The following is a 25,044-nucleotide window of genomic DNA, read 5'->3' on the forward strand; positions in this document are numbered from 1 at the left end:
CAGGCCCTTTCTACGTGATTACCAGTTGTAGCGTACGTTCAGACTGCCGTTTACATCGCTGTAATCATTATCACCTTTCTGTCCGGACACCTGGGCGATAACGCTCCATTGCTTGTTCACATTCGCCTGAACACCCGCTTTCAGCTCCGCACGATCGGCAGGAATATCCTGTTTGATCTGTGTGTCACCAAAGTTAACTGCCGTTTCTTCAGAGGTATGCAGCCAGTTGACCTCCGCAAACGGCTGGATAACCGCGTCGTTCGCCTTATTCATCTTGCTGTCAACTCGCAGACCTAAACGGGTGGTCCAGCTGTCACCGTTTTGCCCATCAATCGTTGTGCCGCTGCTGTCTTTGATGTCATCGGCACGGTAATCCTGCCAGACGATCTGTGCCTGCGGCGTGAGACTCAGCGTGTTGTCGCCGAGTGCGACATCGTAGCGATAGCCCGTTTCCAGCGAAACGGCGCTGGCGTTTGAATCGTAATCCGTTGAGCCAACGTCACCGTTATCTACGCTGTTGTGGTACATCCCGTACTGATACCAGCTGTCGACATAAAAACCCTGATGCTGTCGGGCATCGGCAAACCAGGTGGCATAGACGCCGAGGTTATAGCCATCGACTTTACCGTCAGCGCTAAAGCGGCTGCCGTCAGCACCTCTATTGCCCGTGCTGTCGCTGCTGGCGTTCATATAGCTACCCATAATCCCGACCACCAGGCTTTTTTCGCCGTTGTTCCAGGCTGCAACATCGCCCCCCATCTGGAACTGGGAGTAGTTGCTGTCGATATCAATATTGCTCTCTGCCGCAGTGGACTGGTTCTTACCTGCTTTGAAACGCGCCCATGTCGTGCCGTTTTGCGATTTGAACTGGCTGCCTTCTCGGTCTGAGAGGGTCTGCATCTGCAGATCGCGAGCCAGCCACTGGTTGCTAAGGTATGAACCAATATCGGCACGATACTGAGGCGTTACGTCGCCACCCTCACCCGTGGCCTGGGAACGGAGATACCAGTTCCCTGAGTCCTGATACAGACGGTATTCGTAGGCGTTGATTTGGACCTGGTTACCCTGAACAAAGGTACCGTTTGATTCACCGCCGACCTTAATCACTTCAATTCCGTTTTGGGTCAGGGCCCCCTGACCGCCTGCGTTGTTAATGTACAGGGTAGTGTTACCGGACGTATTCCCCGTAATGTTAAGCATATCGGTTGGCGACGTATCGTCGCCTAACTGCGTATTCAGCGTCAGAGACCCCTGATTACCGGTATAATCGCCGTTTACGATCAGTGTGTTACCGGTCGTTGTGCCGTCGGTACCTTCGATTTTGCCGCTGATAATGCTGCCTGCGTTGCTCAGATCACCATTGATCGTAAGCGTGTCGTTGAACTGAACGGTGCCTTTGCTGTTAACATTGCCGTTCACCACACCGTTGTCGCCACCAAACGTCGCGCCTGCCGCGACATTCACGGCCTGCTCGCTGTTTTGTACGCCGATAACGCCGGCCTCGCCCAGCCAGAGCGTGCCCTGGTTAACATCTGTTGTGCCGCTGTAACTGTTTGCGGCATTCAGAATCAGCGTACCTTGCCCCTCTTTGGTGAGTGATTTACCGTCCCATCCCGTCGTGGCGTTAGCATTTTGATCGACAAGCGCCGTGCTCAGCGTAAAGCTGCCGTCAGCATTGTTCAGGGTGAATGTACCGTGAGCCGCCGTTGGCGTTGGGTTCTGGCTGGCATACCAGGCTAATGACGGCGTCAGGACGTAATTCGTCACGTCGGCGGGGTCAACGGTGCCGCTGAAGGTGATGAAGTCAACGGATCCTGATGCCATACCCGCGACGGTGAGGTGGGTAAAATTGCCATTGATTGCATTTTCAGCGTCAATCACCGTGAAGGTGCTATCCGCTGAAAGCGTGCTGGCACTACCGTAACCTGTAATATTCAGCGTGCCATTCAGCGTTGCATTCTGAGCGATAACAGGGGCACTTGTCGCGTTTGCATCGAGGTAGACATCAGTTTGGCTGTTATCCTGAAGGATGAGATTACCGACATTGAGCGTACCGGCACTGCCGTTTTCATCGCCGAGCGTGATGCGCCCGTTACTGGAAAGATTACCGACGCTGGAATCGCCGGTAAGCAGCCACTGGCTGTTTTCATCCAGATTCATGCTGACATTATCACCGCTGGCCTTAACGGCGCCGGACAACTTGCTGTTTTCAGCGCTCAGGGTGACTGCATCGGCGGTATTGGCCACGGTGAGCAGATTGTCTGCATTCATCGTTTGCACATTCTTCACGCTAATATCGGCAGATCCTGAATCCACGGCAAAAGCACTTCCTCCGGATGCGGTTGCCGTAATGCTTCCGCCGTCAATTGTGGCGGCATTTTTTCCACCGCTGAACGAGAAGACGGCATTGCTACCGGAAATATTACTGTTAGCGATGGCGGCATTGCTGGCGTTTTGCAAGACGATGGCTGCAGACTGTTCACTGGTAATCGTGGTGCCGGTTGCATCAAATTCCCCGCCGTTATTGATAACCACTGCCCGTGAATTTTCCCCTGTCGTAATGACAGAACCGTTATTTAGCACGACAGCGCTGGTTGCTTTACTGGAGGATATCGCGTCAGAATTCTGCCCATGCGTGGCAATTTGCGTATCCGAGAGCGCTGCTCGGCCGAAATTGGATAAACCGATAGACTTTTCACCGTAAGTATCAATTTTTGATGAGTCTAAGGTAAACGTTTGGGTGTAATTCTGAATCCCGTAGCTCTCGCTACCGGTTGTACTAATGGTGACCCCGGTGCCGGTCATTTCGCCATTGTTAAATATGCCCGCATTACCAAAATCACCGGTGGTTTTTATAGTAACGTTAGCTAATGTGACCGTTCCTTGTTGGTTAACGAGCCCCCTGGCCATGCCATATCCAGAAGTAGTAATGGTGGTGTTGGGATCGTCTAGCGTGACTTTCGCGCCATTGAAAACGTAAAGGCCCATCGCTGAGTCTCCGCTAGTCGATATTGTCAGCGCGCCACTATCGTTAACAACGACATCGGAACCCTGGGCTGTTACCGCTGCGGTAACATTCTCTGTGGTTGAGTATTCGCCGCTGATCTCGTTATCACCTGGGACAGCCTCAAACGTCCTGTCAGTCGCGAGTGCCGAACCCGCAATGCCGGATAAAATAAAGGTCGCGATAGCCCCTCCAGCGCGAACGCGTGAGCGGGTTTTGCTGTCTCCACGGGAAAACTCAGAGGCAACAATGTACATATTTCTGGCGTAATTCCAGATGATGTTGTAAGTCCTGTTCATATACGTCCTTGTAAATTGATGAGTCGATTGTTTCTGAATGTTTTTGGCTAGCGAAACGACCTGGCCTGGGAGCCAGTGGGATTAGTATTTCCTTATTTTTTAGGAGGATTTTTAACAATGACCGACGTTAATTCAATTTACTATTTTTTAATATGTATTTTAGTTTTTTTAAATAAATGAGAGAGGCGTTATTATAAGAAATAACTTTTGTGAATATTATTTGTGGTGGTTTTATTATTGGTGTGAAATATATGGATTTTGAATATTTGTTATCAGGCGCGTGCCCGATAACAAATATTTATTGAGCGTGGATTAGAAGTCCACCGGAGCTTTAAACGTCATCGCATTACCGAAGGCCGGATGGGTGATGGTAAGCGTCTGCGCGTGCAACTGCAGACGTGGCGCTAAGGCCAGCGCTTCAGGCGGCGCGTAAAACCGGTCGCCCAGAATTGGATGACCCAGGGCAAGCATATGCACACGTAGCTGGTGTGAGCGACCGGTAATCGGCTTAAGCAGGACGCGCGCGGTATTATCCGGCGCGTACTCCAGCACTTCATACTCGGTCTGCGCGGCCTTGCCGGTTTCGTAGCACACCTTCTGCTTTGGGCGGTTCGGCCAGTCGCAGATCAGCGGTAAATCCACCAGCCCTTCCGCCTGCGCGGGGTGACCCCAGACGCGGGCGACATACTGCTTTTTCGGCTCACGCTCGCGGAACTGGCGCTTCAGCTCGCGTTCCGCCGCCTTATTCAGCGCCACCACAATCACGCCGCTGGTCGCCATGTCCAGGCGATGGACAGACTCCGCCTGAGGATAATCGCGCTGAATGCGCGTCATCACGCTGTCTTTGTGCTCATCCAGACGCCCCGGCACGGACAACAGCCCGCTGGGCTTGTTGACCACCATAATGTGTTCATCCTGATACAGAATGACCAGCCAGGGATCCTGCGGCGGATTGTACGGCTCCATCACCATCTTGCGCTCCGGTTACTGATGCGTCACAACGATAAGACGCAGGGCATCCAGACGCCAGCTAGCCTGGTTGAGGCTTTCCAGCACCTGCTGACGGTTGCTTTCAATCGCCGCCAGCTCGTCGTCACGGATGTTAGGGTTCACGGCCTTCAGCGCTTCCAGACGCGACAGCTCCGCAGACAGTTTCTCGTCGGCTTCCGCGCGTGCGGCATCGATCAGCGCTCTGGCCGCTTTCTCAATCTGGGTTTCGCCCTGCTGCAGAATAGCGTGCACGTCCTGCTGGACCGCGTTAACAAGCTTGCTGCCGGTATGGCGGTTCACCGCGCTCAGCTGGCGGTTGAAGCTTTCGAACTCGACCTGTCCGGCCAGGTTCGTGCCGTTTTTATCCAGCAGCAGACGGACCGGCGTCGGCGGCAGGAAACGGGTGAGCTGCAGCTGCTTCGACGCCTGTGCTTCCACAACGTAAATCAGCTCCAGCAGCAGCGTCCCCACCGGCAGCGCCTTGTTCTTTAACAGGGAGATGGTGCTGCTGCCGGTATCACCGGAGAGGATCAGGTCCAGCCCGTTGCGGATCAGCGGGTGTTCCCAGGTGATGAACTGGGCATCTTCACGGGACAGCGCCACGTCACGCTCGAAGGTGATCGTACAGCCATCTTCCGGCAGGCCAGGGAAATCCGGTACCAGCATGTGATCGGACGGGGTCAGGACTATCAGGTTCTCACCACGATCGTCCTGGTTGATACCGACGATATCGAACAGGTTCATCGAGAAGCTAATCAGGCTGGTGTCGTCATCCTGCTCTTCGATGCTCTCTGCCAGCGCCTGCGCTTTCTCGCCACCGTTGGAATGGATCTCCAGCAGGCGATCGCGACCCTGTTCCAGCTGCGCTTTCAGCGCGTCGTGCTTCTCACGACAGGACTTAATCAGATCGTCAAAGCCGTCGGTGTTTTCCGGCGCGGCCAGGTAGCCGATCAGATCGCTATGCACCTGATCGTAAATGGTGCGGCCCGTCGGGCAGGTATGTTCAAACGCATCCAGACCTTCGTGGAACCAGCGCACCAGCACGGACTGGGCCGTTTTTTCCAGATACGGCACGTGGATCTGAATATCATGGGCCTGACCGATACGGTCCAGACGGCCGATACGCTGCTCGAGCAGATCCGGGTTGAACGGCAGATCGAACATCACCAGGTTGCTGGCGAACTGGAAGTTACGGCCTTCGGAGCCGATTTCCGAGCACAGCAGAACCTGCGCGCCGCTGTCCTCTTCGCCAAACCACGCCGCGGCACGGTCGCGTTCAACGATGGACATGCCTTCGTGGAACACGGCGGCGCGAATACCTTCACGCTCGCGCAGGACCTGCTCCAGCTGCAGCGCGGTAGCAGCCTTGGCGCAGATCACCAGCACTTTCTGGGAGCGGTGTGCAGTCAGGTAGCCCATCAGCCACTCCACGCGCGGATCGAAGTTCCACCAGGTGCCGGTATCGCCTTCGAACTCCTGGTAGATTTGCTCCGGATAAAGCATGTCGCGGGCGCGCTCTTCCTGCGTTTTGCGCGCGCCCATAATGCCGGAGACTTTAATCGCCGTCTGATACTGCGTCGGCAGCGGCAGTTTAATGGTGTGCAGTTCGCGTTTCGGGAACCCTTTCACGCCGTTACGGGTGTTACGGAACAGCACGCGGCTGGTGCCGTGGCGATCCATCAACATGTCGATCAGCTCTTTGCGCGCGGATTCCGCGTTGTCGCTCTCGCTGTTCGCGGCCTGCAAAAGCGGCTCGATATCCTGCTCGCCGATCAGATCGCTCAGGGTGTTGAGTTCGTCATTAGAAAGACGCTTGCCCGCCAGCAGCAGGGCGACGGCATCCGCCACCGGACGGTAGTTATTCTGTTCTTCCACAAACTGCTCAAAATCGTGGAAACGGTTGGGATCAAGCAGGCGCAGACGGGCGAAGTGGCTTTCGAGACCCAGCTGTTCCGGCGTTGCGGTCAGCAGCAGGACGCCAGGCACGCGTTCGGCAAGCTGCTCGATAGCCATATATTCGCGGCTCGGCGCATCTTCGCTCCAGACCAGGTGGTGCGCTTCGTCGACCACCATCAGGTCCCACTCGGCATCGCACAGATGCTCAAGACGCTGCTTGCTGCGGCGCACGAAGTCCAGGGAGCAAATCACCAGCTGTTCGGTTTCAAACGGGTTGTCCGCATCGTGCTGCGCTTCGGCGTAGCGTTCGTCGTCGAACAGAGAGAAACGCAGGTTGAAGCGGCGCAGCATCTCAACCAGCCACTGGTGCTGCAGGGTTTCTGGCACCACGATCAGCACGCGCTCGGCGGCGCCGGAAAGCAGCTGTTGATGCAGGATCATACCCGCTTCAATGGTTTTACCCAGGCCCACTTCATCTGCCAGCAGCACGCGCGGCGCGTGGCGACGGCCCACGTCATGGGCGATGTTCAGCTGGTGGGGGATGAGGCTGGTGCGCTGGCCGCGCAGGCCGCTCCACGGCATGCGGTACTGTTCACTCTGGAACTTACGCGCGCGATAGCGCAGCGAGAAGCGATCCATACGGTCGATTTGCCCGGCAAACAGGCGGTCCTGCGGCTTGCTGAACACCAGCTTGCTGTCGAGCAGCACTTCGCGCAGGATGACATTGGCCTCGTCGGTGTCCAGGCGAGTGCCGATGTAGGCGAGCAGTCCATTCTCTTCTTTTACGTCTTCAATCTTGAGCTGCCAGCCGTCATGGCTGGTCACGGTGTCACCCGGATTAAACATCACGCGGGTTACAGGGGAGTCATTGCGAGCGTACAGGCGGTTTTCACCAGTGGCAGGGAAGAGGAGGGTAACCATGCGCGCATCAACGGCAACGACGGTTCCTAATCCAAGTTCGCTTTCTGTATCGCTGATCCAGCGTTGACCAAGTGTAAAAGGCATAGTTGTTCGGCTCTAATCTTTAATTGCAGGCAATAGTTCGACCACCGTCAAAAAAGACGGTCATCGAAAAATGGGTCCGGGAATGGAAAGGGCGCTATGGTACTGGATGGCAGCCATTTCGTCACGTGTCAAAATAGGCCAAGTTGCCCTGTAACCAGTGTAGCAAAGTCGTCGTCGATGAAGGGCAAAATTCCGTCGGCAACCGGCTGAAGCTGACGCGTCAGATAGTGTTCGTAATCCAGAGGCGAGTGCTGATAATCCACCGGTTCCGGACCGTTTATCGTCCAGACGTATTTGATGGTACCCCGGTTCTGATACTGTGGCGCGCGGCCACGGCGGACGTTTTCGTCGTCCGCGAGGCGCGCGGCGCGCACGTGCGGAGGAACGTTGCGCTGGTACTCCGCGAGCGGGCGGCGCAGGCGTTTGCGGTACACCAGCTGCGCGTCAAGTTCGCCCGCCATCAGGCTGGCTATCGTCTCGCGCACGTAGTCCTGATACGGTTCATTGCGAAACACCCGCAGATAGAGCGTTTGCTGGAACTGTTGCGCCAGCGGCGTCCAGTCGGTACGTACCGTCTCGAGCCCTTTAAACACCATCCGCTGCGCATCGCCGTCCTGAATCAGCCCGGCGTAGCGCTTCTTGCTGCCCTGATCGGTACCGCGAATGGTGGGCATTAAAAAGCGGGCGAAATGGGTTTCAAATTCCAGCTCCAGCGCGCTGGTTAACCGCGCTTTCTGCAGATGTTCCTGCCACCAGTCGTTCACGAAGGCGACCAGCGCTTTGCCGATTTGCGCGGCGTCTTCTTCTGAATGCGCGCCCTTAAGCCACACAAAGGTGGAGTCGGTGTCACCGTAGATGACGTCATAGCCCCGGGACTCAATCAGCGCTTTGGTCTGACGCATGATCTCGTGCCCGCGCATGGTGATAGACGACGCCAGCCGCGGGTCGAAGAAGCGGCAGGCGCTGGTACCCAGCACGCCGTAGAAGGCGTTCATGATGATTTTCAGCGCCTGTGATAGCGGTTTGTTGCCGTGGCGCTTGGCCTCATCGCGGCCGTGCCAGATGTTTCCCACGATGTCGGGCAGGCAGTGTTTTTCCCGCGAAAAGCGTGCGCCGAGGAAGCCTTCGGTGCTGTGTTCATCATCCGGCTGGGCCAGGCCCTCAACCAGCCCGACGGGATCGATCAGGAAGGTGCGGATTATCGACGGGTAGAGGCTTTTGTAGTCCAGCACCAGAACGGAATCATACAATCCTGGCCGGGAATCCATGACGTAGCCGCCGGGGCTGGCCTGCGGCGGCACCTCCCCGAGGTTAGGGGCGACATATCCTGCCCGGTGCATTCGGGGAAAGTAGAGATGGCTAAAGGCGGCAACCGATCCACCATGCCTGTCGACCGCAAGGCCGTTCACCGTCGCGCGCTCCAGCAGGAAGGGCATAATTTCGGTTTTGTGGAAAATCTGCGTGACCAGCTCGCAATCTTTCAGGTTATAGGTGGCGAGCGCGGGCTTGTCTTCGTTAAAGCGCCGGTCGATCTCGTCCATTCTGTCCCAGGGGTTGTCGATGGATTTGCCTTCGCCAAGCAGCTCCTGCGCCACCGCTTCGAGGGCGAATGATGAGAAGTTCCAGAAGGCGGACTTGAGCGCCTCGATGCCGTCGATAATCAGGCGACCGTTCGCCTGGGCGAAGAAAACGCCGTTCTTAAAACCGTGCTCGCGCCATTCCAGCTCGCTGTTGCCGCGCCCGAGCATCAGCGGGATGCGGTAACGCTCGGCGTGTTTTTGCAGCACGCGCAGGTCGAACTGCACCACGTTCCAGCCGATCAGGACGTCGGGATCGTAGTCGGCAAACCACTGGTTAAGCTTCTCCAGCAGCTGCGGTCGGCTGTTGACGTACTCAAGCCGGAAATCCAGCGCGGAGGCATCACCATTTGGCGGCCCGAGCATATAGACAACCCGATCGCCGCAGCCTTCAAGTCCTATGCAGTACAGTTCGCCGTGGCGGGTGGTTTCGATATCCAGGGAGACCCACTTCAGCGGAGGGCGGTAGTGCGGGTTCGGCTTCAGCCGCGCGTTAACGAGGCTGCCGTTGTGCGCGGTGCCGTCGACCCAGACGGGCGCGGTAATAAACCGCTCCATCAGAAAGCGATCCGGTGGGCGGATGTCGGCTTCGTAGAGCGTTACGCCCGCTTCGCGAAGCAGTTTTTCATAGCGCATCAGCTGACGATGGGCGCGACAGTAGAGGCCATAAACCGGTTGACGGTGGAAATCTTTCAGCTCAAGCGGGGTAATGCGCCAGCCGTTTTCACCGCGCAGCAGCTGTTTCACTTTTTCGACGTGCGCTTCTGGAATAAACGCCACGGATTCCTGCGGCGGCAGCGTCACCTGCAGCGGGCCGTTGTCGGTTGCCAGCCAGAATTCAACCTCGGTGCCCTGAGGCGTATCCCGCCAGTGTCGGGTCAGTAAAAAGCCTTCTTGCGCCTGCGCCACGCCGTTATCCCAGAAAACAAAACCAGGCCTGATTATAGCCTGGTTGAGGTAGGTTTGCTGGGGTTTTATACAGTGCCTGTTTTGCCGGATGGCGCTGCGCTTATCCGGCCTGCAGGTTCCGTAGGCCCGGTAAGCGCAGCGCCACCGGGCAAGGGGTTACTGTCCGTAGTAGGCCTTCGCACCGTGCTTGCGCAGGTAATGCTTATCCAGCAGGGTTTGCTGCATATCCGGCAGCTGCGGCGCCAGCTGGCGACAGAAGATCCCCATATAGGCGATCTCTTCGAGCACGATGGCATTGTGCACCGCGTCCTCCGCGTTTTTCCCCCAGGCAAACGGGCCGTGGGAGTGCACCAGCACGCCCGGCATTTGCGCCGCGTCGATTCCCTGTTTTTCGAAGGTCTCAACGATCACGTTACCGGTTTCCCACTCATACTCGCCGTTGATTTCCGCATCGGTCATCAAACGCGTGCAGGGAATGGTGCCGTAAAAGTAGTCCGCGTGGGTGGTGCCGGTCGCCGGGATGGACTGGCCCGCCTGCGCCCAGATGGTGGCATGGCGCGAATGGGTATGCACGATACCGCCGATAGTCGGGAATGATCGATAGAGCAGGCGGTGAGTGGGCGTATCGGATGACGGCTTTTTGTTGCCTTCCACCACTTCACCTGTTTCGATGCTGACAACGACCATATCGTCTGCCGTCATCACCGCGTAATCGACGCCGGAAGGCTTGATCACGAACACGCCTCTATCGCGGTCAACGGCGCTCACGTTGCCCCAGGTCAGGGTGACCAGATTATGTTTCGGCAGCGCCAGGTTGGCTTCAAGTACCTGCTGTTTGAGCTCTTCTAACATTGTTGTCTCCAGTGCCGGATGGCGCTTCGCTTATCCGGCCTACAGGATCGTAGGCCCGGTAAACGCGGCGCCACCGGGCATTCCGTGCTTTAGCGTTTTGAACCGTAATAGACTTCGTTCCAGCGCAGCGCGTCCTTGAAGGCGGGCAGGCGGGTATCGTTATCAATGACGGTCAATTCGATATCGTGCAGCTCGGCGAACTGACGCATGTCGTTCAGAGCCAGCGCGTGGCTGAAGACGGTATGGTGCGCGCCACCGGCCAGGATCCAGGCTTCTGACGCGGTCGGCAGGTCCGGCTGTGCTTTCCACAGGGCGTTGGCGACCGGCAGTTTCGGCAGAGAATGTGGCGTTTCAACCGCATCGACGCAGTTCACCAGCAAGCGGAAACGATCGCCCAGATCGATCAGGCTGGCGTTGATGGCCGGGCCCGTGCGGGTGTTGAAGATCAGACGCGCCGGATCGGCTTTACCGCCGATGCCGAGGTACTGCACGTCGAGGATCGGTTTTTCCTCTACCGCGATGGAAGGACACACTTCCAGCATGTGAGAGCCGAGCACCAGGTCATTGCCGTTCTCGAAGTGGTAGGTGTAGTCCTCCATAAAGGAGGTGCCGCCCTGCAGACCGGTCGACATCACCTTCATGATGCGAAGCAGAGCGGCAGTTTTCCAGTCGCCTTCGCCGGCAAAGCCATAGCCCTGCTGCATCAGACGTTGTACTGCCAGACCCGGCAGCTGTTTCAGACCGTGGAGATCTTCAAAAGTGGTGGTAAAGGCGTGGAAACCGCCCTGTTGCAGGAAGCGCTTCATGCCCAGTTCGATGCGCGCCGCATCCAGCACGTTCTGACGCTTGTCGCCGTTGATCTGTGCCGCAGGCGTCAGGCGGTAACTGCTTTCGTACTCATCCACCAGCGCGCTTACGTCGCCATCGCTGATTTCATTCACCACCTGCACCAGGTCGCCCACGGCCCAGGTATTCACGGAAAAGCCGAACTTGATCTGCGCGGCCACTTTGTCACCGTCGGTGACCGCCACTTCACGCATGTTGTCGCCGAAACGCACCACTTTCAGGTGGCGGGTATCCTGCTTCGAAACCGCCTGGCGCATCCAGGAGCCGATACGCTGTTGCGCCTTGCCATCCTGCCAGTGGCCGGTGACCACTGCGTGCTGCTGACGCATACGCGCGCCGATGAAGCCGAACTCGCGGCCGCCGTGTGCGGTCTGGTTCAGGTTCATAAAGTCCATGTCGATGCTGTCCCACGGCAGGGAGGCGTTGAACTGGGTATGGAACTGCAGCAGCGGTTTGTTGAGGATAGACAGGCCGTTGATCCACATTTTTGCCGGTGAGAAGGTGTGCAGCCACACCACCAGACCGGCGCATTTATCATCGTAGTTCGCGTCGCGGCAGATATGGGTAATCTCATCCGGCGTTGTGCCCAGCGGTTTCAGCACCAGCTTGCACGGCAGTTTGGCTTCCGCGTTCAGCGCGTTAACGACGTGCTCCGCGTGTTTTGTTACCTGCTGCAGCGCTTCCGGTCCGTACAGATGCTGGCTGCCAATCACAAACCACACTTCATAGTTATTAAAAATGGTCATCATCGTGTCCTTAATGGGTCAGGGTTGCCGTAGTGTCCGCGGTGCTTTTGGCCGGGGCGGCGACAGGGAGATAGTGAAGTTCGGCGCTTTTTGCCCACTGCTGGTAGCGCTGATAAAGCTGTTCAAAGCGTTGTGCCTGCTGAGCACGCGGCTGAAGGGTGTTTTCGACGGCGCTCGCCATGTGCTGCTGCGCGGTGGGGATATCCGCATGGACGCCCGCGGCGACGGCGGCGAAAATCGCCGCGCCCAGCGCGCAGCACTGATCGGACGCCACAATCTGCAGCGGACGGTTCAGCACGTCGCAGCAGGCCTGCATGATCACCGGGTTTTTACGGGCGATGCCGCCCAGCGCCATCACGTTATTCACGTCGATGCCCTGCTCGGTGAAGCACTCCATAATGGCGCGGGCACCGAAGGCCGTTGCGGCAATCAGGCCGCCGAACAGCGCGGGCGCGTCGGTCGCGAGGTTGAGATCGGTAATCACCCCTTTCAGGCGCTGGTTGGCAAACGGTGTGCGACGACCGTTAAACCAGTCCAGCACCACCGGGAGGTGGTCGAGAGAGGGATTTTTGGCCCAGGCTTCGGTAAGCTGCGGCAGAAGCTGCTTTTTGCTCTCGGCGATCTGGGTTTTCAGTTCAGGATGCGCCGCCGCCAGCCGATCCAGCGGCCAGCCCAGCACGCGACCAAACCAGGCGTAGATATCGCCAAACGCGGACTGACCGGCTTCGAGGCCGATGAAGTCCGGTACCACGCTGCCGTCAACCTGGCCACAGATGCCTTTTACCGCGCGGTCGCCGACGGTGGCTTTATCCGCCGTCAGGATGTCGCAGGTGGAGGTGCCGATGACTTTGACCAGCGTGTTTGGCTGTGCGCCCGCGCCCACGGCGCCCATATGGCAGTCAAACGCGCCGCCGGAGATCGCCACGTTTTGCGGCAGGCCGAGGCGCGTCGCCCACTCCTCACAGAGGGTGCCGACGGGAATATCGGCGGTAAAGGTGTCGGTAAACAGCGGGTATGTCAGGCTCTTGTTGATGATCGGGTCGAGTTCATCGAAGAAGGCTGCCGGAGGCAGGCCGCCCCAGCTTTCATGCCACAGGGATTTATGCCCGGCGCTGCAGCGACCGCGGCGGATATCCTGTGGACGCGTGGTGCCGGAGAGCAGGGCAGGCACCCAGTCGCACAGTTCAACCCATGACGCTGCAGCCTGCGCAACGGTTGCGTCGGCACGGGTGACGTGCAGGATCTTGGCCCAGAACCATTCGCTGGAGTAAATCCCGCCGATGTAGCGCGAGTAGTCCGTTTTGCCCGGCTGATGGCACAGGCGGGTGATGGCTTCGGCCTCTTCCACGGCGGTATGGTCTTTCCACAGCACGAACATGGCGTTCGGGTTGTCGGCAAACTCAGGGCGCAGCGCCAGCACGCGGCCATCGGCATCCACAGGGGCAGGCGTGGAGCCGGTACTGTCGACGCCAATCCCAATAATATCCGCCCGCTGGGCGTCGGTCAGTTCGGCCAGAACGGTTTTAATGGCCGCTTCCATCGACTCAATGTAGTCACGCGGGTGATGCCGAAACTGGTTGTTCGGCGCATCGCAGTAGCGCCCCTCTTGCCAGCGCGGGTACCACTCAACGCTGGTTGCTATCTCCTGGCCGGACGTACAGTCCACTGCCAGCGCGCGAACCGAATCGCTGCCAAAATCGAGGCCAATCGCAATTGCCATGGTGTTGCTCCATCGAAAAAAGAGGTATGGAAGAACATTAGAGACTGGGGACAAAAGACGTCAGGCAGGATCCGCTAATCTTATGGACTAAATTGCTGTTACAACGGAAAGTGTGACGCCGTGCAAATATTCAATGTGGACATTTCTGCCGCAGTTATAGACACTTTTGTTACTGCTTATCTGCCTGCTCAGGCGGAGAAATCAGGGGGAAAGGCTGAAACATGGCGGACGTAAAAGCGGCGTGATGCTTTTTGGATCTTTTCGCGGGCCATTTTTAACCTGCTTTTAGTGATATGGACAATTGGTTTCCTTGAGGACCCTTGGGAGAACTGAATCTATGGCCGAAACGCAAAACGATCCTCTGCTGCCGGGATACTCGTTTAACGCGCACCTTGTGGCGGGACTGACTCCTATCGAGGCTGAAGGATATCTCGACTTTTACGTCGACCGACCGCTTGGGATGAAAGGATATATCCTCAACCTGACCGTGCGAGGGGAAGGGATCATCAAAAACGGCGAACAGCAATTTGTCTGCCGCCCGGGGGATATCCTGCTGTTCCCGCCGGGGGAGATCCACCACTACGGCCGTCATCCGGACGCCAAAGAGTGGTATCACCAGTGGGTCTATTTCCGTCCGCGCGCCTACTGGCAGGAGTGGCTTTCCTGGCCGGCGATTTTTGCGCACACCGGTTTTTATCGTCCGGATGAGGTGCATCTGGCGCAGTTTCGCGAACTTTTTGCGCAGATTATCGAGGCGGGACAGGCCGGTGGGCGCTACGCTGAACTGCTGGCGATTAACCTGCTTGAGCAACTGCTACTGCGACGGATGGAGGCGATTAACGCGTCGCTTAACCCGCCGCTGGATAACCGCGTGCGCGACGCCTGCCAGTACATCAGCGACCACCTGGCCGATAGCCAGTTTGATATCGCCAGCGTTGCCCAGCACGTCTGCCTGTCACCGTCGCGTCTGTCGCATCTGTTCCGCCAGCAGCTGGGCGTCAGCGTGTTGAGCTGGCGTGAGGATCAGCGGATCAGCCAGGCGAAGCTGCTGCTCAGCACCACCCGGATGCCCATCGCCACCGTGGGGCGCAATGTGGGCTTTGAGGATCAGCTCTATTTCTCCCGGGTATTTAAAAAATGCACCGGTGCCAGCCCCAGTGAATTCCGCGCGGGATGTGAATAAACGGTAAAAAAAGATAAACAAACAGGTGAATGCGGGAAGCAACCTGTAAACTATTCAGACAATTGTTGCCTTGACGCGGTGCGGGGCGCTAAGCAGAATCGCTGATTCGTTTTCTGACCGGAATAGTTATGCAGGCATTGCTGGAACACTTTATTACCCAGTCCGTTATGTACTCGCTCATCGCCGTGGCGCTGGTGGCGTTTCTGGAGTCGCTGGCGCTCGTCGGGTTAATCCTGCCCGGCACCGTGATGATGGCGGGGCTCGGCGCGCTGATCGGCAGCGGTGAGGTCAATTTCTGGCAGGCGTGGCTGGCGGGAATTATCGGCTGCCTGCTCGGCGACTGGATCTCCTTCTGGCTGGGCTGGCGCTTTAAGAAGCCGCTGCACCGCTGGTCGTTCATGAAAAAGAACAAAGCCTTGCTGGATAAGACCGAGCATGCGCTGCACCAGCACAGCATGTTTACCATCCTCGTCGGCCGCTTCGTTGGGCCAACGCGTCCGCTGGTGCCGATGGTGGCCGGGATGCTGGATCTGCCCGTTGCGAAATTCGTGGTGCCAAACATTATCGGCTGCGTCTTCTGGCCGCCGTTCTACTTCCTGCCGGGGATCCTTGCAGGGGCCGCCATTGATATTCCTGACGGTATGCAAAGCGGTGAGTTTAAGTGGCTGCTGCTGGGCACGGCGCTGCTGCTGTGGCTGGCGGCATGGCTCTGCTGGCGACTGTGGCGCAGCGCGAAGGCAAATATCGATCGCCTGACACGCTACCTCCCGCGTACTCGCCTGCTCTGGCTGGCCCCGCTGACGCTGGGTGTGGCGGTGGTGGCGCTGGTGGCGCTGATTCGTCACCCGCTGATGCCAGTATACGGTGAGATCCTGTTGAAAGTTGTAAGCCGTTAAGCGCCGGGTGGCACTGCGTTTGCCCGGCCTACGGTTTTATACCCAATAATCCAGAAGCGCTTTCTTTTCCGCTCATTAATGCTTCTGTTGCTCCATCCCACAAAATGCGTCCCTCCGCGATCACCACCGATCGCGGGGCAATCCGTGCGGCATCCTCGATGCTGTGCGACACCATCAGCATCGTAAGATGCTGGCGCTGACAGACCTCCTGCACCAGGGCCAGCATCTCCTGACGCAGCGCGGGATCGAGCGCCGAGAACGGCTCATCCAGCAGAAGTATCGGCTGTTCGCGCACCAGACAACGTGCCAGCGCCACGCGCTGACGCTGCCCGCCGGAAAGCTCGCCCGGCAGCTTGTCGATAAACCCGGCGATCCCCATCTGCGCGGCAATAACTTCCAGTTTATGGCGCTGATCATCGTTCAGCCTCAGTCCCGGGTGCATTCCCAGCGCGATGTTTTGCCGCACCGTCAGGTGGGTAAACAGGTTGTTTTCCTGAAACAGCATTGAGACAGGACGTTTAGCCGGAGGGGCGTTGGTGAAATCACGATTATCGATGGCTATCGACCCGCTGGCAGGTTGCAGAAAACCGGCGATCAAATTGAGCAAGGTGCTTTTCCCGGCACCGCTTGGGCCAAGCACGGCGATCATCTCTCCCTGGCGCACGGAGAGCGTGAAGCGCATCGGCAGATGCTGATAAAGCCAGGTTACATCAGTCAGTTTTAGCATCACGCCCCGGAAGTTTTTCGATAACGGTAAATAAGGCAAAGCACAGCAGCAGCAGTAACAGCGCGGTGACCGCGCCGTCCTGACTGCGGTAAGAGCCGATTTGCTGATAGAGCCAGTATGGCAGCGTGCGGAAATCGTCATTGCCGAACAGCGCCACGACCCCAAAGTCTCCAATAGAGAGCACGCAGGCAAACGCCAGCGCCTGTGCCAGCGGACGCTTTAGCGCGCGCAGTTCAACCACCTTCAGTCGCTGCCAGCCCTGCATGCCCAACGACTGGCACAACAAACTGTAGCGGCTGTTGACGTCGCGCATCGGGTTTTCCAGCACCTTGAGCGCGTAAGGAATAGCCATTAAGGCGTTGGTAAAGATCACAATGCCGTCGGCCCTTTCGGGCAGGCCGATGGTGCTGTTGAACAGTAAAAAGAAGCCCGTTGCCAGTACAATCCCCGGCATAGCAAGAATCAGCATGCCCGTCAGCTCCAGCATTTGTCCGGCTTTTTGCGCCTGGCGGGCGTAAAGCTCACGGCTGCTCCACAACAGCATCATGGTCAGGATGACGCACAGTAATCCGGCAGCCAGCGCGATACGCAGCGAGGTCCAGGTGGCCTGCCAGAGGACGGGCTGTTGCAGGACAGACATGAGATTGAGGTTCAGTCCGTCAACGATAACGGCCAGCAGCGGCGGCAACAGCAGCAGGAGCGCCAGCCCGATCAGGATAACATCGCTGACGCGGCTGTGCAGGCTGTCCTGCGGATCGCGCCAGCCGGTTATTTGATGACTGCCAGCGGGAATGGCTTTACTCAGCCGCTGGCTCAACAGTACCAGTGCAAGGCAGCACGCCATCTGGACTATCGCCAGCAGTGCGGCGCGACCGGGATCGTAGTCGTAACTCAGCGCCTGGTAAATCGCCAGCTCAATGGTGGTGGCCTGCGGCCCGCCGCCAAGTGACAGCACGGTGGCAAAGCTGGCAAAGCAGAGCATGAAGATTAATGCCGCTACGGGCGGGAGCTGGCGGCGCAGCCACGGCCATTCGACAAAGCGGAAGAACGACGCGCCGCGCATGCCGAGCTGGGCGGCAATCTGGCGCTGTTCGCCTGGAATATTCTCCAGCACCTGCAAAAAGAGGCGCGTTGCCATCGGCATATTGAAAAAGACGTGTGCCAGCAGGATGCCCTGCAGTCCGTAAGGCGAGAATGACCATTCCAGACCAAGCAGGCCGAACAGCGAAGCCAGCCACCCCTGGCGACCGTAAACGCTCAGAATGCCAAATACCGCCACCAGCACGGGCAGGATCAGCGTCATGGCGCACAGGCGCAGCAGAGCCTGCCTGCCGGGGAAGCGCCGTCGATACAGCGCGCGTGCAAGAAAAATAGCCGGGAGCACCGACATCAGGGCAGAAAGAGACGCCTGCCAGAAAGAGAACCGAATGACGTGCCAGAGATAGCTGTCGTGCCAGAGAGCGAGCAGGTCGCTCTCCGGCGCGTTAAACCACAGCGCAAGAAAAGCCCCCAGGCTGACTGCCACCATTACGACGGCGGCGAGCAGCCCGGGAAGCAACCAGCCGGGAATTAGCGGCTGACGGCGCGTTGCCATTCACTTACCCATGCGGCACGCTGCGCGGCGACCTGCTGCGGCGTAAACTCCAGCGAGGTTTTCGGTTTGGTCAACTGTTCAAAACCTGCAGGCAGTGCAACGCTGGTGACCGGATACATCCAGTTGCCTGCGGGAATGGCATTCTGGAATGCCGGCGAAACCATAAACTTCAGGAACTTCTCGGCCAACTCCGGCTGCTTGCTGGCAGCGGTACGCGCGGCCACTTCCACCTGCAGATAGTGCCCTTCCGCAAAATCTGCGGCAGCATAGTTATCTTTCTTCTCGGCGATAATGTGGTAAGCCGGGGAGGTGGTGTAGCTCAGCACCAGGTCGCTTTCACCTTTCAGGAACAGGCCATAGGCTTCGCTCCAGCCTTTGGTCACGGTCACGGTTTTGGCAGCCAGCTTCTGCCACGCTTCCGGCGCCTTATCGCCGTAGACTTTCTGCATCCACAGCAGCAGACCCAGGCCCGGCGTGCTGGTCCGCGGATCTTCATAAATCACGCGCCACTTCTGGTCGCTTTCCACCAGCTCTTTCAGGCTCTTCGGCGGGTTTTTCAGCTTGTTTTTGTCGTAAACAAAAGCAAAGTAGCCGTAGTCGAACGGCACAAAGGTGTCGTTCTTCCAGCCGCCAGGCACGTTAACGGCCTCTGCTGCGACGCCGCTTTTGGCAAACAGTTTGGTCTGCGAGGCGGCTTCCAGCAGGTTGTTATCCAGACCGAGCACCACGTCTGCCTTGCTGTTTTTCCCTTCCATGCGCAGACGGTTGAGCAGTGAAACGCCATCTTCCAGCGCCACGAACTTCAGCTCGCAGTTGCAGTCAGCTTCAAAGGCTTTTTTGACAACCGGGCCAGGGCCCCAGTCGGCAGAGAAAGAGTCGTAGGTGTAGACCGTCAGGACGGGTTTGGCTAAAGCGGGCAGCGCGAACAGCGCCAGCAGGGGGAGAACTTTTTTTAACACTTTGCACCTCAGGGTTGAGTGGCAAAGGATTTTGAGCGACAGCCTCAAATCCCTTCGCCGGCGTTATCCGGATCAGGTTCGACGGGTATTATCTCAGCGCACATCTGTGATGCAGCACCCCGTTGAGAACGGCGCTATTGTAATGATTTGGTGAATATTACGAAAGCGTTATGGCTCCGGGGGCGCAAACCAGGCGGATTTGAAATCAAACCAGCCCAGGGTGTTCATCCGCAGGCCGCGCATGCTGCGCTGGCCCTGAATCATCAGCCAGTGGTGGATCAACGGGACGATCGCCTGCTCGGCCAGCAGCTGCTGGCACCACACGGCAAGATTCATCTCGCCCGCACGCCACAGGGCGGCATCCTGCTGCCAGTCACGGTCGATGCAGTGCTGGATCAGCGGGACTTCATACAAATGCGAGAAAAGGGAAAAATCGAGCGGCAGGGTAAAGTTGGCGCTGTTGAGCCAGATATCGCTGGCGATCTCCCCCTGATGCCATTCGTCATAGTCCACTTCCCTGATGTCCAGCCTGACCCCCTCGGCTGCCAGCAGGCGGGTCATGATCCTCGCGATAAAACGATGCTCAACATGCTCGCGGTAGTAGGTCAGGGTGATGGACTCCAGCCCTGCGGGTTTGTCGCAGTGCGACGGGCGGGCGTGGTGCCAGCGCGGAAGCAGGCCGTACGCCGGGAACCAGTATGTCTGGTACTGCGCTTCCGCATGGTAGATCAGATTGGAAGGGGACAACACGTGGCTGATCCACTTCCGGACGTCCTGGTTTGCCCCGCGGTGGGTGCGGCGGTCAAAGAGGAGATAGTAGCATCCCTCCTCCAGGCGGCTCTCCACGGCCTTTTCTCCCGTGGTGGGGCCTTCCAGCGTCAGCCCGCAGCTCAGGTCTTCATTGAGATCCGGCAATACCCACACGTTCACTTCGTCGATCAGCGCCCGATAGCCAAAGTAGTCATCGAACGCGCGGATTTTCAGCTGATTGCTGTTATTGCGGGACACGGCGTAGGGGCCGGTGCCAATTGGCAGGCTGGCAAAATTGTTCATCGATTCCCACTCGCCGGGCAAAATCATCGACGGTACATAGCCCAACAGCCAGGGAAGCCACTTGTCCTGCTGCGACAGCTCAATATCCAGCGTCCAGGCCGTGGGGGAGTGGATGCGCGAAATATGCGAGTAGAGCGGCAGCCTGCGGGCGCGTTCCAGAGAGGCGATGACGTCGTGCATCTCCAGCTCGCGACCGTGGTGAAAGTGGATGCCAGGGCGTAAGAAAAAGCGCCAGTGGCGCGGGGAAAGCTGCTGCCAGTGGTGCGCGATATCCGCCTCCAGTTCCCCGTTTTCCTCATTTATCCGCGTCAGGCCGCTGAAGATTTGCCGGGCCATATGGGTTTCTGAGCGGCGTAACGCCGTGCCGGGCAACAGATTTTTCATTGGCCGATAGTAGAGTACCCGCAGAATGTGTCGGCCCTGACGAAAACTGCGTCCGAGATGGGAAACCAGCATCTGGCGCACGGCGGCTTTGTCGCCCACCAGCTGGACCAGCTGATCGATGCGGTCCTGCTCGAGTAGGTCTTCTGCACGCTGCTGCTGCAATGCCAGCCCGGTGTAGAGAAAGGTCAGCCGCGAGCGTTTCCCGCGTCCCGCTTCCGCTTCCCAGCTTAACCACCCCTGCTGCTGCATGGTATTGAGCAACGTGCGCATATGACGGCGGGAACAGCTAAGCAGGTCAGCCAGCTCGTTGAGCGTCGTTTCCTGCGATTGCCCCTCGCAGCACTGCCAGAGGCGGATAAATTGTTGCTGCAGACGACCGGAAGGCATAAAAGGGGAACTCCTGACAAAAAACCAGCAATTTATTAATCCCTATATTAGGCCAATAATGCTTCCCGATGAAGCGAGGAGGTAAATGATGAAGAGGTCTACCGCACGTCAGTTTTATCAGCAGTACTTTTCAGCGACAAAAGGATCGTCCTGGCTGGCCCGCCAGTGTGCCGAGCAACGGCTGAAAATGTTAGAAGAACTGATGCAGTGGGACGTTACGAAACCGGCCTCTTCTCGCTGACTCGCCTCGATCATGTGTGACTGAGTATTGGTGCTTATCACCCGCCAGCAAAATGTTTTTGCTGGCTTTTTTCGTTTATTCTTTCACCCAATTTCGATTCGCTTTCACAAGGACTTGCGCATGCTGTGGTTGATGACGATGGGGCGACGCCTGAACGGCGTGTATGCCGCTTTTATGCTGGTGGCCTTTATGATGGGCGTGGCGGGGGCGCTGCAGGCGCCGACGCTGAGCCTGTTTCTCAGCCGCGAGGTGGGGGCGCAGCCGTTTTGGGTGGGGCTGTTTTATACCGTCAACGCGATTGCCGGGATCCTGGTCAGCCTCGCGCTGGCGAAACGATCGGACAGCCAGGGCGATCGCCGCAAGCTGATCCTCTTTTGCTGCGCCATGGCCGTGGGTAACGCGCTGCTCTTTGCTTTTAACCGTCATTACCTGACGCTCATTACCTGCGGCGTGCTGCTCGCCTCTCTTGCGAACACTGCCATGCCGCAGCTGTTCGCCCTGGCGCGGGAATATGCGGATAGCTCGGCACGGGAAGTGGTGATGTTCAGCTCGGTGATGCGTGCCCAGCTCTCGCTGGCGTGGGTCATTGGTCCGCCGCTGGCCTTCATGCTGGCGTTGAACTACGGCTTTACCGCCATGTTCTCCATCGCGGCCGGGATTTTTGTCATCAGCCTGGCGCTGATAGCCTTCGCGCTGCCGTCCGTGGCGCGCGTCGAACAGACAACGGACAAGCCTCTCACCCAGGTGAGCGGCTGGCAGGACAAAAACGTCCGTATGCTGTTTATTGCCTCCACGCTGATGTGGACCTGCAACACCATGTACATCATCGACATGCCGCTGTGGATCAGCAGCGATCTGGGCTTACCGGACAAGCTTGCGGGGATCTTAATGGGGACCGCTGCCGGGCTGGAAATTCCGGCAATGATTCTGGCGGGATATTACGTAAAGCGTTTCGGTAAACGCAAAATGATGGTGGTTGCGGTTGCAGCCGGGGTGTTGTTTTATCTTGGGCTGATCTTATTCCACTCGCGTGAAGCGCTGCTTGCGCTGCAGCTGTTTAATGCTGTGTTCATTGGGATCGTCGCCGGAATCGGCATGCTCTGGTTTCAGGATCTGATGCCCGGACGCGCGGGATCGGCCACGACGCTCTTTACGAACAGTATTTCAACCGGGGTGATTCTGGCCGGTGTGATCCAGGGCGCGCTGGCGCAAAGCTATGGCCATACGTCGGTTTACTGGATGATTGCGGCGATATCCGTCGTGACGCTCCTGCTGACCTGCCGGGTAAAAGACGTCTGATTCTGGAAGACGGCTTCACAAATTGGAACGACATTCTGACAGAGATCGCGAAGGGGAATAGAGTGCGTGGCGGGTGCTTGAGGCTGTTTGCCTCAGGCTTTCGCAAGAGGCAAACAGTGGAGAGTCCCACATCAAAAGATTGATGGGGAGACCAACTTCACAACCAACATTGCGAGGTTAGTCTCTTCATTGCCGAAAAGCAATAAGGAGGCTGGAATGCCAAAACGTACTCTGCTGTTAGGTTTGTTTCTGATCTGTACTACGCTGTTGATCTTCACCTGGATGGTGCGTGACTCGCTGTGTGAGCTGCACTTCAGACAGGAGAAAACAGAAATGGCGGCAGTGTTGGCTTACGAAGCAAAACGTTAGCGGTATGGGCGGGGAAGTTTCCCCGCCTCTCCAGAGTGGTTGAGCCTCAACGCACCCTTATCAATGGCCCGCATTTCGCGGGCCATTGCCTTTAGCCCATAAACGCAGGCTGTTTTTTCTCGTACGCTGAGATGGCGTCTTCGTGCTGCAGCGTCAAACCAATGCTGTCCAGACCGTTCAGCATGCAGTGACGGCGGAACGCATCAATGCTGAAGCTGTAGGTTTTATCCCCGGCTTTCACCACTTCCGCTTCCAGATCCACTTCAAACGACATGCCAGGATTTGCCTTAACCAGCGCAAACAATTCATCGACCTGCTCATCGCTCAGCGTCACCGGCAGCAGCTGGTTGTTGAAGCTGTTGCCGTAGAAGATATCCGCGAAGCTGGGAGCAATAACCACCTTAAAGCCGTAGTCGGTCAACGCCCAGGGCGCATGCTCACGCGACGAGCCGCAGCCAAAGTTTTCCCGCGCCAGCAAAATGGAGGCACCTTTGTATTCCGGGAAGTTCAGAACGAATTCCGGATTAGGCACTTCGCCTTTGTCGTCCAGGAAACGCCAGTCGTTGAACAGGTGCGCGCCAAAGCCGGTACGCGTCACCTTCTGCAAAAACTGCTTAGGAATAATGGCGTCAGTATCGACGTTCGCGGCGTCCAGGGGGACAACCCGGCCTGTATGTTGGGTAAATTTCTCTGCCATGATTGTCTCCTTATTTCAGGCTGCGAATGTCGGCGAAATGGCCGGTGACTGCCGCAGCGGCGGCCATTGCCGGGCTGACCAGATGGGTGCGCCCACCGCGGCCCTGACGGCCTTCAAAGTTACGGTTGCTGGTGGAGGCACAGCGCTCACCCGGATTCAGGCGATCGTTGTTCATGGCCAGACACATGGAACAGCCTGGCAGGCGCCACTCGAAGCCTGCTTCGATAAAGATCTTATCCAGACCTTCGGCTTCCGCCTGGGCTTTCACCGGACCGGAGCCCGGAACCACCAGCGCCTGCACGCCCGGCGCGACTTTACGGCCTTTGGCGATCTCTGCCGCCGCACGCAAATCTTCGATACGGGAGTTGGTGCAGGAGCCGATAAACACTTTATCAATGGTCACGTCGGTCAACGGCACGCCGGGCTTCAGCCCCATATAGGCCAGCGCTTTTTCCGCACTGGCGCGCTCGACCGGATCGGCGAAGGAAGCCGGATCGGGAATGGCGTCGTTGACAGAAATCACCTGACCCGGGTTGGTCCCCCAGGTCACCTGAGGGGCAATCTCTTCTGCCTGCAGCGTGACAACGGTATCAAACGTTGCCCCGTCGTCGGTTTTCAGGGTTTTCCAGTACGCTACCGCGTCGTCAAAATCCTGCCCTTTCGGCGCGTGCAGACGGCCCTTCACATAGTTAAAGGTCGTTTCATCTGGCGCGACCAGCCCGGCTTTGGCACCCATCTCAATGGCCATGTTGCACAGGGTCATGCGACCCTCCATGCTCAGCGCCTGAATAGCGTCGCCGCAGAACTCAACGACGTGGCCGGTACCGCCTGCGCTGCCGGTTTTACCGATAATCGCCAGCACGATATCTTTCGCGGTAATGCCTGGTGCCGCTTTGCCCTTCACTTCAATCTTCATCGTTTTGGCGCGACCCTGCTTCAGGGTCTGCGTCGCCAGCACGTGTTCTACCTCGGAAGTGCCAATCCCGAACGCCAGAGCGCCAAACGCGCCGTGGGTTGCGGTATGGGAGTCACCGCAGACGATGGTCATGCCCGGCAGGGTAATCCCCTGCTCAGGCCCCATCACGTGGACGATGCCCTGATACGGATGGTTCAGGTCGTACAGCTCAACGCCAAATTCATTGCAGTTCTTAATCAGCTCCTGCATCTGGATACGCGCCATCTCACCCGAGGCGTTAATGTCTTTAGTCTGGGTGGAAACGTTGTGATCCATCGTCGCGAAGGTTTTACCCGGCTGGCGCACCGGACGCTTGTGCGCGCGCAGGCCGTCGAATGCCTGGGGAGAGGTCACCTCGTGTACCAGATGTCTGTCGATATACAGCAGTGGGGTTTCGTTTGGTGCTTCGTAGACAACATGCGCATCAAACAACTTTTCATATAACGTCTTAGCCAT

General features: G+C 57.7%; 18 protein-coding genes and 1 riboswitch. Of the genes, 5 read left to right on the plus strand and 13 right to left on the minus strand.

Features of this window, described 5'->3' with window-relative positions:
• Window positions 1-18: 18 nt before the first annotated feature.
• The 7 genes from KGP25_RS03970 to araB all read right to left on the minus strand — a co-directional run bounded on the left by KGP25_RS03970 (window position 19) and on the right by araB (window position 13,844).
• The gene (locus KGP25_RS03970; RefSeq protein ID WP_223540011.1) at window positions 19-3,303 is read right to left on the minus strand and encodes an autotransporter outer membrane beta-barrel domain-containing protein; all 3,285 of its coding nucleotides are present in this window, start codon (window positions 3,301-3,303) and stop codon (window positions 19-21) included.
• Between the two features lie 312 nt (window positions 3,304-3,615).
• Window positions 3,616-4,275 carry a bifunctional tRNA pseudouridine(32) synthase/23S rRNA pseudouridine(746) synthase RluA gene (gene rluA, locus KGP25_RS03975; protein WP_008502014.1) on the minus strand — a complete coding sequence of 220 codons (660 nt, stop codon included), beginning with the start codon at window positions 4,273-4,275 and terminating at the stop codon, window positions 3,616-3,618.
• 12 nt (window positions 4,276-4,287) lie between these two features.
• Window positions 4,288-7,194 carry an RNA polymerase-associated protein RapA gene (gene rapA / locus KGP25_RS03980; RefSeq protein WP_223540012.1) on the minus strand — a complete coding sequence of 969 codons (2,907 nt, stop codon included), beginning with the start codon at window positions 7,192-7,194 and terminating at the stop codon, window positions 4,288-4,290.
• A 128-nt stretch (window positions 7,195-7,322) separates the two neighbouring features.
• Window positions 7,323-9,680 (minus strand): DNA polymerase II, encoded by a 2,358-nt coding sequence (polB, locus tag KGP25_RS03985; protein WP_223540013.1) that lies wholly within the window; start codon window positions 9,678-9,680, stop codon window positions 7,323-7,325.
• A gap of 156 nt (window positions 9,681-9,836) precedes the next feature.
• Window positions 9,837-10,532 carry an L-ribulose-5-phosphate 4-epimerase gene (araD, locus tag KGP25_RS03990; protein WP_111967214.1) on the minus strand — a complete coding sequence of 232 codons (696 nt, stop codon included), beginning with the start codon at window positions 10,530-10,532 and terminating at the stop codon, window positions 9,837-9,839.
• Between the two features lie 89 nt (window positions 10,533-10,621).
• Window positions 10,622-12,124: an L-arabinose isomerase gene (gene araA / locus KGP25_RS03995; RefSeq protein WP_223540537.1), complete on the minus strand. Its 1,503-nt coding sequence runs from the start codon at window positions 12,122-12,124 to the stop codon at window positions 10,622-10,624.
• A gap of 10 nt (window positions 12,125-12,134) precedes the next feature.
• Window positions 12,135-13,844 (minus strand): ribulokinase, encoded by a 1,710-nt coding sequence (araB, locus tag KGP25_RS04000; RefSeq protein WP_048028526.1) that lies wholly within the window; start codon window positions 13,842-13,844, stop codon window positions 12,135-12,137.
• Between the two features lie 337 nt (window positions 13,845-14,181).
• Between araB and araC the strand changes: the two genes are divergently transcribed.
• Together araC and KGP25_RS04010 are read left to right on the plus strand one after the other, a co-directional pair.
• Entirely contained in the window at window positions 14,182-15,027 is an 846-nt protein-coding gene (gene araC / locus KGP25_RS04005) for an arabinose operon transcriptional regulator AraC (protein WP_223540014.1), read from the plus strand.
• Between the two features lie 128 nt (window positions 15,028-15,155).
• On the plus strand, window positions 15,156-15,923 hold the full coding sequence (locus KGP25_RS04010; RefSeq protein ID WP_045907783.1) for a DedA family protein: 768 nt from the start codon (window positions 15,156-15,158) through the stop codon (window positions 15,921-15,923).
• A gap of 28 nt (window positions 15,924-15,951) precedes the next feature.
• On the opposite strand, the gene thiQ is transcribed toward KGP25_RS04010, so the two are convergent.
• The 4 genes from thiQ to sgrR all read right to left on the minus strand — a co-directional run bounded on the left by thiQ (window position 15,952) and on the right by sgrR (window position 21,027).
• A complete protein-coding gene (gene thiQ / locus KGP25_RS04015) occupies window positions 15,952-16,650 on the minus strand; it encodes a thiamine ABC transporter ATP-binding protein ThiQ (RefSeq protein WP_223540015.1) in 699 nt (232 codons plus the stop codon).
• Window positions 16,634-18,244 (minus strand): thiamine/thiamine pyrophosphate ABC transporter permease ThiP, encoded by a 1,611-nt coding sequence (thiP, locus tag KGP25_RS04020; RefSeq protein ID WP_223540016.1) that lies wholly within the window; start codon window positions 18,242-18,244, stop codon window positions 16,634-16,636. The genes thiQ and thiP overlap by 17 nt, the downstream gene beginning before the upstream one ends.
• Complete coding sequence (gene thiB / locus KGP25_RS04025; protein WP_023345430.1) at window positions 18,220-19,203, minus strand: thiamine ABC transporter substrate binding subunit; 984 nt, start codon at window positions 19,201-19,203, stop codon at window positions 18,220-18,222. The genes thiP and thiB overlap by 25 nt, the downstream gene beginning before the upstream one ends.
• Before the next feature lie 31 nt (window positions 19,204-19,234).
• A riboswitch (TPP riboswitch) is annotated at window positions 19,235-19,335 on the minus strand.
• Window positions 19,336-19,371: 36 nt separating this feature from the next.
• Entirely contained in the window at window positions 19,372-21,027 is a 1,656-nt protein-coding gene (gene sgrR, locus KGP25_RS04030; protein WP_045907786.1) for an HTH-type transcriptional regulator SgrR, read from the minus strand.
• Window positions 21,028-21,115: 88 nt separating this feature from the next.
• On the opposite strand from sgrR, the gene sgrT reads away from it, so the two are divergent.
• From sgrT to KGP25_RS04045, 3 genes are all read left to right on the plus strand, one after another.
• The gene (gene sgrT, locus KGP25_RS04035; RefSeq protein WP_045907787.1) at window positions 21,116-21,268 is read left to right on the plus strand and encodes a glucose uptake inhibitor SgrT; all 153 of its coding nucleotides are present in this window, start codon (window positions 21,116-21,118) and stop codon (window positions 21,266-21,268) included.
• A 120-nt stretch (window positions 21,269-21,388) separates the two neighbouring features.
• Window positions 21,389-22,567 carry a sugar efflux transporter gene (locus KGP25_RS04040; RefSeq protein ID WP_063620765.1) on the plus strand — a complete coding sequence of 393 codons (1,179 nt, stop codon included), beginning with the start codon at window positions 21,389-21,391 and terminating at the stop codon, window positions 22,565-22,567.
• Between the two features lie 216 nt (window positions 22,568-22,783).
• Window positions 22,784-22,936 carry a Hok/Gef family protein gene (locus tag KGP25_RS04045; RefSeq protein ID WP_045907789.1) on the plus strand — a complete coding sequence of 51 codons (153 nt, stop codon included), beginning with the start codon at window positions 22,784-22,786 and terminating at the stop codon, window positions 22,934-22,936.
• A 91-nt stretch (window positions 22,937-23,027) separates the two neighbouring features.
• Here the strand turns inward: KGP25_RS04045 and leuD are convergent, their stop codons facing one another.
• Window positions 23,028-23,633, minus strand: a complete 606-nt coding sequence (leuD, locus tag KGP25_RS04050; RefSeq protein ID WP_023616037.1) for a 3-isopropylmalate dehydratase small subunit — start codon at window positions 23,631-23,633, stop codon at window positions 23,028-23,030.
• A 10-nt stretch (window positions 23,634-23,643) separates the two neighbouring features.
• Window positions 23,644-25,044: a 3-isopropylmalate dehydratase large subunit gene (gene leuC, locus KGP25_RS04055; protein ID WP_008501999.1), complete on the minus strand. Its 1,401-nt coding sequence runs from the start codon at window positions 25,042-25,044 to the stop codon at window positions 23,644-23,646.

The organism is Enterobacter sp. JBIWA003 (assembly GCF_019968825.1).
Classification (GTDB): domain Bacteria; phylum Pseudomonadota; class Gammaproteobacteria; order Enterobacterales; family Enterobacteriaceae; genus Enterobacter; species Enterobacter quasiroggenkampii.